The 14,008-nt window shown below is 34.2% G+C and carries 11 protein-coding genes; 1 reads left to right on the top strand and 10 read right to left on the bottom strand.

Translation table 11 applies throughout. The features are described 5' to 3' along the window. Nucleotides 1-91 precede the first annotated feature (91 nt). Nucleotides 92-1,582: a xylulokinase gene (gene xylB, locus BLT22_RS08750; RefSeq protein ID WP_091762545.1), complete on the bottom strand. Its 1,491-nt coding sequence runs from the start codon at nt 1,580-1,582 to the stop codon at nt 92-94. Nucleotides 1,583-2,079: 497 nt separating this feature from the next. Here xylB and BLT22_RS08745 point away from each other — a divergent pair, with 497 nt between their 5' ends. Continuing rightward, nucleotides 2,080-3,237, top strand: a complete 1,158-nt coding sequence (locus BLT22_RS08745; protein ID WP_091762543.1) for an ROK family transcriptional regulator — start codon at nt 2,080-2,082, stop codon at nt 3,235-3,237. Nucleotides 3,238-3,467: 230 nt separating this feature from the next. Here the strand turns inward: BLT22_RS08745 and galU are convergent, their stop codons facing one another. From galU to uvrA, 9 genes are all read right to left on the bottom strand, one after another. Continuing rightward, nucleotides 3,468-4,406, bottom strand: a complete 939-nt coding sequence (gene galU, locus BLT22_RS08740) for a UTP--glucose-1-phosphate uridylyltransferase GalU (RefSeq protein ID WP_091762576.1) — start codon at nt 4,404-4,406, stop codon at nt 3,468-3,470. 117 nt (nt 4,407-4,523) lie between these two features. Next, complete coding sequence (locus tag BLT22_RS08735) at nt 4,524-5,525, bottom strand: NAD(P)H-dependent glycerol-3-phosphate dehydrogenase (protein WP_091762541.1); 1,002 nt, start codon at nt 5,523-5,525, stop codon at nt 4,524-4,526. Beyond that, on the bottom strand, nt 5,510-6,205 hold the full coding sequence (locus tag BLT22_RS08730) for an HAD-IA family hydrolase (protein WP_244945727.1): 696 nt from the start codon (nt 6,203-6,205) through the stop codon (nt 5,510-5,512). The genes BLT22_RS08735 and BLT22_RS08730 overlap by 16 nt, the downstream gene beginning before the upstream one ends. A gap of 35 nt (nt 6,206-6,240) precedes the next feature. Beyond that, the gene (gene lgt / locus BLT22_RS08725; RefSeq protein ID WP_091762537.1) at nt 6,241-7,110 is read right to left on the bottom strand and encodes a prolipoprotein diacylglyceryl transferase; all 870 of its coding nucleotides are present in this window, start codon (nt 7,108-7,110) and stop codon (nt 6,241-6,243) included. 18 nt (nt 7,111-7,128) lie between these two features. Continuing rightward, complete coding sequence (gene hprK, locus BLT22_RS08720; RefSeq protein ID WP_087058905.1) at nt 7,129-8,067, bottom strand: HPr(Ser) kinase/phosphatase; 939 nt, start codon at nt 8,065-8,067, stop codon at nt 7,129-7,131. A gap of 297 nt (nt 8,068-8,364) precedes the next feature. Further along, a complete protein-coding gene (locus BLT22_RS08715; RefSeq protein WP_087058907.1) occupies nt 8,365-8,700 on the bottom strand; it encodes a phage holin family protein in 336 nt (111 codons plus the stop codon). A 2-nt stretch (nt 8,701-8,702) separates the two neighbouring features. Then, complete coding sequence (locus tag BLT22_RS08710; protein WP_091762535.1) at nt 8,703-9,014, bottom strand: PspC domain-containing protein; 312 nt, start codon at nt 9,012-9,014, stop codon at nt 8,703-8,705. An 18-nt stretch (nt 9,015-9,032) separates the two neighbouring features. Continuing rightward, nucleotides 9,033-10,808: a daptomycin-sensing surface protein LiaX gene (gene liaX / locus BLT22_RS08705; RefSeq protein ID WP_091762532.1), complete on the bottom strand. Its 1,776-nt coding sequence runs from the start codon at nt 10,806-10,808 to the stop codon at nt 9,033-9,035. A 346-nt stretch (nt 10,809-11,154) separates the two neighbouring features. Next, on the bottom strand, nt 11,155-14,007 hold the full coding sequence (uvrA, locus tag BLT22_RS08700) for an excinuclease ABC subunit UvrA (RefSeq protein ID WP_091762530.1): 2,853 nt from the start codon (nt 14,005-14,007) through the stop codon (nt 11,155-11,157). Nucleotide 14,008: the final 1 nt, after the last annotated feature.

Raw genomic sequence — 14,008 nt, 5'->3', positions numbered from 1 at the left:
ATCCCTTATAAGATATATCAGTAAGGAAGAGGATACTTTTCTTTATTAATAAAGAGATACTCGTTAAACGTTTCAATGATTGATTATTGTCTTAGTTTACAAGCTGGTGACTAATTTTTTTGATAGCTGGATAAATATCTCTATAGTTTTGGTAAATACTTTCATATTTCTTAACAGCGGCTGAATCTGGTTTGAATTCTTCTTTAATTTGTACAAATATCTCTGAACATTCTTCAAAATTTGGGTACCATCCAAGCCCTACAGCAGCAATCATGGCTGCTCCCATAGCAGGTCCTTGTTCTGTTTTTAGTGTGACTATTGGAGTATTGAAAATATCAGCTTGCATTTGAAGCCAATCTTTATTTTTTGCTCCGCCTCCTACAGAAACAACTTGATTAAAATTTTTCCCAGTATGTTCACGCATAAGCTCTTGAGAATCACGCAAGGAAAAAGTGATCCCTTCCAATACTGCCCGCACGAAATGATCCTTCGTATGACTAATATCGATCCCTAAAAACGTTCCCCTAATATCACTATCGGTATAAGGCGTTCTTTCTCCTGATATATACGGAGCAAATAATAAGCCGTTGGATCCTGGTTCAATCAGATTGACATTTTCAAGGAGTGATTCAAATGAATCATTAGGTGCAAATTGTTTTTTAAACCAATTCAAACTACTTCCAGCAGACAATGTAACCCCCATCGAATAAAATGCATTCGGAATTACATGGTTAAAGAAATGCAATTGTCCCTTATACTCTTTATCCCCGTTCTCTTCATAGGTTAAGAAAACACCTGATGTTCCTATGCTTACCATAGCTTGATTGGATTTTACAATCCCCGCCCCTACTGCAGCACAAGGGTTATCTGCTCCACCTGAAAATACTGATATAGAGTTTGATATTCCTAATTCCTCAGTCAATTCTGTTTTCAATTCTCCTATTTTAGCAGTAGATTCAACTAATTGGGGGCAGATTTCCACATCAATATTAAATTGATTTAAAATCTCTTTACTCCATTCTCTGTTTGATACATCTAACATTAGTGTTCCAGCAGCATCTGAATATTCCATTTGTATATTTCCTGTAAGTCGATAACCCAAATAATCCTTAGGTAATAAAAAGTGAGCTGTTTTCTTCCATAAATCGGGTTCATTTTCTTGTACCCAAAGAATTTTAGGAAGTGTAAATCCTTCCAAAGCCTTGTTTTTTGTAATTTCAATTAAATGAGTTCCTAATTTTTCAGTTATTTCCTCACATTGTTTTGTAGTACGGACGTCATTCCAGAGAATAGCGTTACGAACCACTTCTCCATGTTCATCTAATAGGACCATACTATGCATCTGACCTGAAAAACTAATACCTTCAATTTTTCCTGCTGCATCTGGCATAATTTTTATAATCTCTTTCATCACTAAAACAGCTGCTCTATACCATTCTTCTGGATTTTGTTCACTATAACCTCTTTTGGGGTTTAATACTTCATATTCTTTTGAAGCTGAAGCTATAACTTCACCTTTTCCATTTAACAATATCCCTTTTAACCCACTCGTTCCAATGTCAAGTCCCAATACATATCCCATATTTTTTTCTCCATTCCATTTGAATTGAGGTCATGAAAATCCCAAATAACCTCTTATATTTCAATATTCTTAAAAAGATAATGGTGATATATTCCATTTTTTATCACTAGTTTGTCTAGCGTAAAATACAACTTGTTGTTCTCTCTATATTCTCTTCTAAAAAACTTTTATATTAAAACATCCCCATCAAATATTGTCTTCAATAAAGATTAATTAATGTATAAACACCTCCCAAATAACAGCCTGCTAAACGGAGCTAAAATTATTTTTTATAAAATCTCTATAATTTTGTTAGAAAAATGCTATACTTTATTGAAGAGACTAGATTAATTAAGTAAAAATGAATTAGTTTCCTTTTCTTAAAATATATCTATTTTATTTTCAAGAATTATGATAAAGTAAGTTTGTTGCGTAAATAAACTAACATAACTAGATCTTAATATATCAACGCAACCTTGTCAAGCGTTTTCATTTTTGTAATGTAAGGAGAAAGATGTATGGTTAAACTTCAAAATTCTATTCGAGAAAATAATGTACTACTAGTACTTTCAGAAATAATTAATAATCCAGGCTTGTCGAGAGCTCGAATTGCCGAAAATATTGGTTTAAATAAAGCTACGATATCAGAAATTGTTAAAAGATTAATGCATGATCATTATGTGATCGAAACTGGTATCGGAGAGAGTTCTTCGGCTGGAGGTAGAAAACCTATTTTATTAGAAGTAAATAAACAAGCAGGTGTGTCTATCAGTTTTGATATTCGGTATGATCAAATTAGCTACATGATTAATTCACTAGATGGTGAAATAATTCATAAGGAATCTCAAAATATAGAATTGAACAAAAATAATATCTGTTCTATTATTTCTAAAATTGTAAAAGACTATGAGAAGGGAATGGAAAATACCCCTTTTGGCATAACCGGTATTGCCATAGCGATTCACGGAATTGTTCATAATAATAAAATTACTTTTACTCCTTATTATGATCTTGATCAAATTGACTTAGCAAGTGTACTGGAACAAGAATTATCAATACCTGTTTATATAGAAAACGAAGCAAATCTATCTGCTTTGGCGGAATCTACTTTTGATTCTGACTACTCCAATCTAATTAGTGTAAGTATCCACACAGGGATCGGTGCAGGAGTTATAATAGATTCAGAATTATATAGAGGATTTGAAGGTCGTAGTGGAGAAATTGGGCATACAACACTTTACCCAAATGGCATAGAATGTCCATGCGGAAATAGTGGGTGCTTCGAACAATATTGCTCCCATAAAGCTCTTATGAAAAATTATAGAACAATCAAATCAGATAAATCTCTTGAAGTATCAGATCTAATTGAAGGTTACTATTTAAATGACATAGAAACAGTCAATCTTCTAAAAGAATTTGCTGTAAATCTTGGAATTGGATTATCAAATATCATGGGGACTTTTTGTCCGCAAGTTCTCTTTATTAATTCGGAAATTCTTTTTGAAATTCCTGAATTATTTAACACCATTAAATTACAAGTTGAAAAAACTGTTTCAAAAAATATTCCTATGCGTCTTTCTGCTTTAGGTGAAAATGCCAGTTTATATGGTGGTTCCATATTAGCTATTCAAAATTTTCTACAAGTCGATTCTCTTGATTTCTCATTTTTAAAGTAAGCTTAATTTGGAGATAGATTTAGTATGACGGCTATCAACTATCTGAAATATCCCTATAGAAAAATAAATAAACCATCTACTCATTAGTCTTTCTCTTAAAGAAATATGGTCAGAGATAATAAAATAGAACCGGGAAGAAATCATAGTTGATTTCTTCCCGGTTCTATTTATGCATAACAATACTTTTTGCTTTATCATTTTATTTGAACAAATAAGTTCTTTAAGAAAAACTATTTAGATTGTTTATCTTCCAATTCATGAGATTCTGCATCCATTTTAGTTTTTGCTCCACCATTTTCAAGTTCTTTAGCTAGTTCAATGACATAATTTTTAAGATCATCTTTAACTTGTGGATGAGTCAATCCATACTGAATGGTTGTTTTTAAGAACCCAAATTTGTCTCCAACATCAAAACGATCCCCTTTAAATTCTTTAGCAAAAACGCGTTGTGTTTTATTTAATGCATCAATTGCATCTGTTAACTGAATCTCTCCACCAACACCCGGTGCTTGCTTCTCTAATAGATCAAATATTTGAGGCGTTAGCAAATATCTACCGATTATTGCTAAGTCACTAGGTGCATCCTCAGGATCAGGTTTTTCAACAAATTTACGCACGTTGTATAGCCCTTCTTCTGCTTCTGCCTCTGGATCAATAATTCCATAGTTAGAAGTTTCTTCATGAGGGACTCGCATAACAGCAATATTAGAAGCATGTGTTTTTTCGTACCCTTCAATCAATTGCTTGGTTAAAGGTACTTCATCTGCCATAATATCGTCACCTAGCATTACTACAAAAGGTTCGTCGCCTACGAATGCTTTTGCTTGCAAAACAGCATGTCCCAACCCTAGAGGATAAGATTGTCTCGCAAAATATAAATTCAACCCCGTTGTTTCTTCTACTAATTTAAGTAATTCATGTTTTCCTTTTGCTTTTAAATTTTCTTCAAGTTCAGGATTAGAATCAAAGTGATCTTCGATTGGTCGTTTTAATTTCCCTGTAATAATAAGAATATCTTCGATGCCTGAAGCAATTGCTTCTTCTACAATAAATTGAATCGTTGGTTTATCTACGATTGGAATCATTTCTTTTGGCATTGCTTTTGTAGCTGGTAGGAAACGTGTCCCATATCCTGCTGCTGGAATAATCGCTTTTCTGACTTTTTTCATTTCTTTCTTCTCCTTTTTCATTCGAATCTCCTTCTTTTAGCTTAGTATGTAGAAAATCTTCCTTCTACATTCAAGTAGATTATGATACCTTAAATTAAATTTACATTCAGACCAATATTATTCTGATTTCCCTTCACGTTGCATTAACTTAAGTATAACATATTTTACTTCAGCATCCTCATAAACCACTTTATAGATTGCGTCTGTAATCGGCATATCTATATTGTATTCTTGTGATAATTCAAATGCCGCTTTTGTTGTCGATATGCCTTCCACAACCATTCCCATTTCATTTAGAATTGTATCGATCTCTTGTCCTTCTCCTAGTAAATGACCTGCACGCCAGTTTCTAGAATGAGGACTTGTACAGGTCACAATCAAGTCTCCAACACCACTCAATCCCATAAAAGTTAGTGGATCGGCCCCCATTGCGACACCCAATCTGGTTATTTCAGCCAGTCCCCTAGTTACTAGTGCAGCTTTAGCATTATCCCCAAATCCCATACCGGAAATTGCTCCTGCACCCACTGCAATAATATTTTTTAAAGCAGCTCCAATTTCTACCCCTAAAATATCCTTATTTGTATATACTCTAAAATAGTCATTTATAAATAAGGCTTGGACAGTCTTGGCACTCTCATCATCTTCAGACGCAGCTGTAATAGTTGTTAGATCATTTGCCATAACCTCTTCTGCATGACTCGGACCAGATAAAGCAACAATGGCTGTTCTTTTTTTTATAGGAATTTCTTCTTCTAAAATCGTTGAGATTCTTTTATGTGTCAGTTGTTCTAGCCCTTTGGAAGCATGAACAATTAATTTAGGTTCACTAATAAATTCAGCTACCTGGTGTGCCAAATCTCTAATTGCCTTTGTAGGAACAACAAAAATAATTACTTGAGCTGTTTGAATAGCTGTTTTCAGGTCACTAGTTGCTCTAAGTTTCTCTGGTAAAACAGAGTCTGGTAAATACTTTTTATTAGTGTGATACTGATTAATTTCGTCTACTTGGTCTTGATTTCTGCTCCAAAAATTTACTGAATACCCATTTTCATGTAAGACTTTAGAAAGCGCTGTGCCCCAAGATCCTGCTCCTAAAACGGCTACTTGTTTTTGCACTGACTGGGCACCTCCTCGTGCTGGATCTGTTTATTCATATTTTCACCCAGAATTATAGCTGATAAGGCTCTCATGTTTTTCACTGTGTAAGTTGGTTCATACGGCTCTATCTCTTTTAAAGTTTTCTGAGACCACTCAACAAATATACTAGGTATTCCCGCATTAGTCGCAGATTCTATATCATGCGTATTATCTCCAATCATAACCGCTTGATTATGCGGTACATTCAACTCTGCTAGGGCTCTATAGACTGGCTCCGGATCAGGTTTATAATGACTATAAGAATATGATCCAATCACAACGCTAAATAGATTTTCCAGCCCTAGAACTTTGATTCCACGTTCAATCATGTCATTCCTTTTTGTTGAAACTATTGCCAACTTTACACCTTTTTCTTTCAGCAAAGTCAATTCTTCTTTTACACCATTAAATAACGTAATCATTTCATCATGTAATTCTGAATTCAACTGACGGTATTTAGTAATGATTTCTTGTTTTCTATCAGGTATTAATGTGCCATATACTTCATCAAGTGAAGGGCCGTTAAATTGACGAACTGATTCCATTGTATACTTTCCGGGAAAAAGTTCTTCTAGAACTGTATAATGGGTTCGGTTAATCAATTCATTGGAATTTGCTAACGTCCCATCAAAGTCAAATAATGCTGCTGTATATTCCAAAATAATTCCCTTTCTTTTCCTAAACATTCATTTTATTATTTTGATTGAAATTTTCTCTTCTTCTCAGCAAAAGTCTGCTCTGGAAGCATCCCTTCTGTATAATAAGGAGGTTTTGGATACTGATAATTTCTTCTGTATATGATCCAAGCTATAGAGCCTAAAAATAGAATGACAGATAAGACTTGTGAAACACGGAATGGTCCAAAATAAAGACTGTCTGTTCGCATACCTTCTATCCAAAATCTTCCTAGTCCATACCAGGCAACGTACCCTAAAGCGACCTCTCCTCTTCTCAACACTTTATCTTTGCTACGTAGAACCATTAAGATTATAAAACCTACAACATTCCATAATGATTCGTATAGGAAGGTTGGATGATAGTAAGTACCATTTATATACATTTGGTCAATAATAAATTTTGGTAAAAATAATCTTTCTAAAAAAGCACGACTAACTTCTCCACCATGAGCTTCTTGGTTGATAAAGTTCCCCCAGCGGCCAATTGCCTGAGCTATCATGACATGTGGAGCTAACACATCTAATAATAACCAAACTGGGATACCTCTTTTTTTGGTAAACCAGACTAAGGTTGCAAAGCCTGCAATCAATCCTCCATAAATCGCGATGCCGCCTTCCCAGATATAGAGCATTCGAATTGGGTCTTGCAAATAGACATCCAATTCAAACAGTACATAGTAGATCCTAGCCCCAATTAATCCTGCTGGAATAATCCAAAAAGCTAGATCTACGATAAAGTCCTCTTTAATTCCTCGTTTTTCCCCTTCTCTGATACTTAGCCAGACAGCTACAAACATTCCAAAAACTATAATGATCCCATACCAAGCAACCTTTAAAGGGCCAAATTGAAAAGCCACTGGATCAATCGCTCCTAAAGTAAAATTCATTGATTTATTTCCTCCATACTACAAGTCTTGTGAGTTTCTTTCGATTAATTTTCCTAAATTGCGCTCAAAGGTTACGGTAGCATCATAGCCCATCTCTTTGGCTCTAATATTCATAGCAGCAATTTCGATAATGATTGACAGATTACGTCCAACTCGAACTGGAATAGATAGTTTGGGTACATCAACATTAAAGAAACGCATGTTTTCTAAGTTATTTCCTAATCGATCATACTCACGATTACGGTCCCAATGTTCTAAATTCATTACTAAATCTACTGTTTTACTTGTTCTAATTGCACCCACCCCAAATAAATTCACGACATCAATTACGCCAATTCCTCTGATTTCAATCAGGTGCCGTAATATTTCTGGTGGCTCACCGATGATACGATTTTCATCCATCATATAAAGTTCTACTCGATCATCAGCCACTAATCGATGACCTCGTTGAATCAATTCTAGAGCTGTCTCAGATTTCCCAATTCCCGAATCTCCAATAATCAATACGCCCATACCGTAAATATCGACAAGGACTCCATGTTGAGAAATACGTTCAGCTAAACGTTCTTCTAAAAAATTTGTTACATTAGACGATAATCGAGTTGTTGGTCTAGTAGACACCAATACAGGAATGCCTTTTTCAGTAGCTGCTTTGATCAGCTCTTTTGGCGGTTCTTGGCTTCTAGAAACTAAAAATGCCGGCGTATCTGCCTGACACATTCTTTTCATAATAATGTATCGTTCATCACTTGTCATTCGATCAACAAATGATAGCTCCGTACGTCCCAGTAGTTGAATACGATTTTGAGGATAAAAGCTGAAGTATCCTGTTAATTCCAATGCCGGACGAGACAAATCACTGATGGTTATATGGCGGTCTAAGTGATCTTCACCTACTAAAACTTTTATATCATTCATTTCTGCAACAAGCTCTTTGATTGTTACTATATTTGTCATTTTACTCTCCTTCGCTAACCTCTGACTTGCATTAGGAAATACAATAACTGATTCTACCTTATTAGTTTTCAAGTCAGTTTATTTCCCTAAATCAACTATTTCTCAAGAAATTTATTTCTACTATTTAACGTTGCTTAAAAACTAATAAGCACTTACATCATATCACAATTAAGCTTTTGTTTATAGATAATAAATCAGTACTTCCCAAGATAAGACCTTCCATTTTAATAAAAAAAACTATTGAAATCAGAGTAACTAATCTGATTTCAATAGTCAATTTTTATTAGTTCGAACAACTTATTCATATCCGCTGCTTAAAAAAGCATTAAGTGCAGATACAATCAAAGCTACAACAAGCGCAAGCCAAAATGAACTAAACTCAAACCCACTTACTAATGATGCTGTGAACCACAGCATCAATCCATTAATGACAAAGTAAAATAATCCTAAAGTCATAAAAGTAATTGGAAGTGATAATAAGACTAATATCGGTTTAACAAAAAGGTTCAGTCCAGCAAACACAACAGCAGCTATCAGAGCAGTTGCCCATGTAGAAATCATAAATCCATCTAAAAATCCAGCTAATGCTAAGAATATGATGGTATTAGCTAATATTCTCTGCCACCATTTCATTATTAAAAATCACTCCAGTCATCCTCTTTTACCTTTTCAGCTTCTTTTCTTTGTGATTTAGATTTTTGTTTATTTGTATGCCCACTTGAAGAATTCGAAAAGGGATTATACTCTGTGTTTTTTCTTGATGAGTTCCCGTCCGGCATTAGTAGCGCCATTACCAGATAGACAGGAATCGTAGTTCCGACTCCTAAGAAAGTAATAACAACTAAGATAACACGCAATAATACTGGATCAATATTAAAATATTCACCAATACCTCCAATAACTCCGAATATCACTGCATTATCTTTTGATTTTTTTAAATTTCCCATTATATTAACCTTCCTTTACTATTTAGATTCATTTGTATCTTTTAATAAAACATTCCCAGAAGTCGTTTGTGCAGTTAGTTGAAGCACTTGTCCTTGACGAATACGTCTAAAATTAAGCTTTGTGTCTTTTTGTGATTGAATATCAATCTCATTTAATCGACTTTTCACTTTCCCAAAAACCGTTTTAGCTTCTCCTTCAACATCAACTTCTAACGGAATAGCGATTTTAACATCTCCATTTACAGAACTCGCTTTGATTCGAGTCATTTCTTTACTGTTCAAGGTAAGTTTAATATCTCCATTTGTTGTGGATACATCAGAACTTAAAGGGGCACCTTTGTAAGCAATATTTCCATTGACGGTGCTGACTAAGAAATCACGAATTTCTGAATTTTTAACTTGAATATCTCCATTTGTTCCTTTAATTTCTAACATAACAGCTTCAGTATTTTTGAATATCATATCCCCATTTGTTGATTTAACAAATACATCTTTACCTGCGAACTCATTGAATAAGACATCTCCATTCAATAGTTTAATTGCAGTATAATCATATATTCTTTTAGGAAGTGACATTGTAATAGTCGCTTCGACTCTTTTATTTGGAACATGGAAAATAAACTTATCATCATCAATTTCAATATGACTACGATCTTCAAATGCTTTTAACGGCGTTTCTTCATTTATTTTACCATATATTTTAATTTTTGCAGAGACTTTGATTGTATTGTTTGGGCTAGATTCAATTTTAAATTGTCCATTGGCAAGTTTAAAATCTAAAATGCTAGCTGTTGTTTCTTCAAATGTCCATTCGTGTTCAAATGCTGTAGAAGCTAATTTCGGTACCTTAATATTAATATCTTTCCAATCAAAGTTCTCAAATGCAGAATTGATTGAACCTTTAACTGATTGAGCAGTATCACTTTTCATAGAAGTAGAAACTGATTCTCTTATTAGTTTCCCTAGTTCTTTCCCGCTTGCTTCGATTTGCTTGCCAGCTTTAGAAAATGTCTCACTTGCTTCGTCTTTCCAATTTTCAGGAATTTCTAATTTCTCTGAAACTTGTTTTGCTTTGGTGGTCCATTGTTTCATTTTAATAGCATGCAATTTCTTCATAAGTGTTATTTTATCTTTTTGAGTTTCCTCAGCTTGTTCTTCTAACCTTTTAATTTCTTTCTCTAATTCTTCGATTTCTATTTTTTTATCTGGATCAGTTTCAGCTTGTACTTTTTCTAACTCAGCTATTTTATCATTCAAATCAGATTTCAATTCTGCGACTTCTGCAGTATTATCTAATTCATCAATTTTTTGAATTAAAGAGATTTCTTTTTCCAAGTTAAGAATATCAGATCGAATTGCAGTAATTTCATCAGATTTTTCTAATCTTGAACCTTCTTTAATTTTATATAACTCAGACTTTTTACTTTCTAAGACCTTTTTAGTGTTTGTCAGTTTATCATTTACTTGATCAAGTTTCACAGAGTAATGATTAATTTCTGATGACAAATTCTCTAGTTCTTTTTCTAATTGAGAATTTATTTTTGCTTTTTCAGCATCAGTATATTTTTGTTGATTTGTTTCTTGTGTATTTGCTTCAGAATATTTATCTTTTTCTTCACTTTTCTGTTCTTTTTTCTCTTCTGCTTTAGACTGTTTTGTATCTGGTTGAGCGAAGTCTTTTTTTTCTTGTTTCTTATCTTCTTTTTTCACTAATGATTCTAATAGATCTAAGCCTTCCTGAGTTGAAATCACACCATTTTTAACTAATTCTAAAATACGTTCTCTCTCTTGCATGTCTTTTCCTCCCGTTCAATTTTCAATCTACTATCCCTAAAATCACTATAATTTAATTTATTCTTGAGTCTAATTTAATAGCGGCACATTCAGGATAGGTTTTTTTCTATCCTTATAAACATTATGCAACATATGAGCGTAAATGTCATAGGACTTACGACTGATATTTTATTTTTTAAAACCTTAAATACGTAAAAACGAGACTGGTACAAAACTAGATAGAATGTAAAACCCCGTCAAATCAAGGATTGAATTTCCTGGATTTGACGGGGTTTTTGGTTGTTGTACACTTCAAATTATGGCTTAATAGAAACTTTTGTCCCAGCCTCGTTTCTGATTTTCTACACTATACTTTTAAATTTTCTTTACGTAGTCTATCTTTTTCGAGGGCATCCTTTAGATAAAGTCCCGTGTGACTTTCTTTGACTTCAGCAACTTCTTCAGGCGTTCCGGTAGCAATAATCGTACCGCCGCCAGCTCCTCCTTCTGGACCTAAGTCAATAACATAATCTGCAACTTTAATTACATCTAGATTATGTTCAATAACTAGGACGGTATTGCCCGCCTCTACTAATCGGTCTAATACAACTAATAATCTTGAAATATCATCTGCATGTAATCCAGTAGTGGGCTCATCTAATATATAAAAATTATGCCCATTTTGTCTTTTGTGTAATTCACTGGCCAATTTCATACGCTGTGCTTCTCCACCGGATAAAGTTGTAGCCGGTTGGCCTAACGTCATATATCCTAAACCAACATCAATAATCGTCTGCATTTTCCTAGAGATTTTGGGTACATTTTCAAAAAATTCAGCAGCTTCCGTAATGTCCATTTCAAGAACTTCAGCAATATTTTTGCCTTTATATTTAACTTCTAATGTTTCTGAATTATACCTTGTTCCATGACAGACTTCACAGGGCACATAAACATCAGGTAAAAAGTGCATCTCTATTTTTATGATTCCATCACCTTTACAAGCTTCACATCGTCCGCCTTTTACATTGAAGCTAAAACGACCCTTTTTGTAACCACGCATCTTCGCTTCATTTGTTTTAGCAAACAAATCTCTTATATCATCAAATACACTTGTATAAGTAGCCGGGTTACTTCTAGGCGTTCGTCCAATTGGGCTTTGATCAATATCAATAATTTTTTCTATTTCTTCATACCCAGTAATCGTATTATGCAATCCAGGTTTTGCTTTTGAACGACCAATTTCTCTAGCTAAAGCTTTTTTCAAAATCCCATTGACTAAGGAACTTTTTCCCGAACCAGATACACCTGTTACAGCGATAAATCTGCCAAGTGGAAAAGCAACATCTATATTCTTTAAGTTATTTTCTCGAGCACCTTTTACTACAATCTGTCCCAGTTCTTCTGATCTTCGTTTATCAGGAACCGAAATAAATTTATCACCCGAAAGATATGCACCTGTTAATGAATCGGTATTTTTTTCTACTTCTTCTGGTGTCCCGATTGCAACGATTTCTCCACCTTGTTCTCCAGCACCTGGCCCAATATCAATCAGATAATCAGCTGCACGCATAGTATCTTCATCATGTTCTACAACAATTAATGTATTCCCTAAATCTCTCATTTTTTTTAGTGATTCAATTAATCTATTATTGTCTCTCTGATGAAGACCGATAGAAGGTTCATCTAAAATATAAAGAACGCCCGATAAATTAGATCCTATCTGCGTTGCTAGTCGGATTCTTTGTGCTTCTCCCCCGGAAAGTGATCCTGCTCTTCGGTTCAATGTAAGGTAGTCTAATCCAACATTTTTTAAGAAACGTAGTCGATCTAAAATTTCTTTTTGTATTGGCAGTGCAATCGTTGTATTTCTTGAAGATAAATTCATTTCTTCAAAAAATGAATGCGCATCTTCTATAGATAACTGGTTAATCTCTCCGATATCTTTACCTAATACTTTAACTGATAATGCTTGTCGATTTAATCGTTTACCTTTACATACTGGACATTCTAGCTCAGTCATATATTGCAGCATCTGATTTCTCGTAAAATCGCTACTTGTTTCTTTATAGCGTCTTGTAATATTGTTTAAAATTCCTTCAAATGGAATCATTGTATCTCTTACATTACCAAAATCATTTTTATAATGAAAATGAAATTTTCTATCTCCAGAACCATTCAATATAATTTCTTTATCTTCTTCTGACAAGTCTTTGAATGGAACATCTGTTTTAATTCCAAATGTCTCACACGCTTGTGAAAGCATCTGTGGATAATAGTTAGAACTAATTGGATTCCAGGGAATAATGGCTCCATCGTCAATAGAAAGAGAATCATCTGGAATTACAAGGTCTAAATCGACTTCGAGGTTTGTCCCAAGTCCATCACAAGCTTCACAGGCACCAAATGGAGCGTTAAATGAAAATAATCTAGGTTCCACTTTCGGAAGGGTAAATCCACAATGAGGACAAGCATAATGTTCACTAAATAATTCTTCTCTATCTCCCATAATGTCTGCTACTACGAAACCATCGGCTAATCTTAAAGCAGATTCAATAGATTCAAAGAGACGTGATCTAATCCCCTCTTTAATCACAATTCTATCCACAACTACATCAATTGTGTGTTTCTTATTTTTTTCCAGCTCAATCGTATCGCCGATATCAGCCATTTCTCCATCAATTCTTAAGCGAACATAGCCTTCAGATTTAATTTTCTCAAGCACCTTTTTGTGTTGTCCTTTTTTCTCTTTTATAATAGGAGCTAAAATTTGAATTCTCGTTTTTTCAGGATTCTCCATAATTTTGTCTGACATTTGGTCAATCGTTTGACTAGAGATTTCAGTACCATCATTCGGGCAGATTGGTGTTCCAATACGAGCGTACATCAATCTCATGTAATCGTTGATTTCTGTAGCAGTTCCTACAGTAGATCGAGGATTATTACTCGTTGTTTTCTGATCGATCGATATGGCTGGACTCAATCCATCAATACTATCAACATCGGGTTTATCCATTTGCCCTAAAAATTGTCTTGCATAAGCAGATAAGGATTCTACATATCTACGTTGTCCTTCTGCATATAAAGTATCGAATGCTAACGAGCTTTTACCAGATCCCGACAGGCCCGTCATTACAACAAATTTATCACGTGGTATAGTTACATTGATATCTTTGAGATTGTGTGAACGTGCACCTCGGACTTCAATTTTATCGTTACTCATT

The sequence above is a fragment of the Marinilactibacillus psychrotolerans genome (assembly GCF_900101525.1).
GTDB lineage: Bacteria > Bacillota > Bacilli > Lactobacillales > Carnobacteriaceae_A > Marinilactibacillus > Marinilactibacillus psychrotolerans.
The sequence above is the reverse complement of the archived record's forward strand: the minus strand, read 5'-3'. Positions and strand labels throughout refer to the sequence as shown.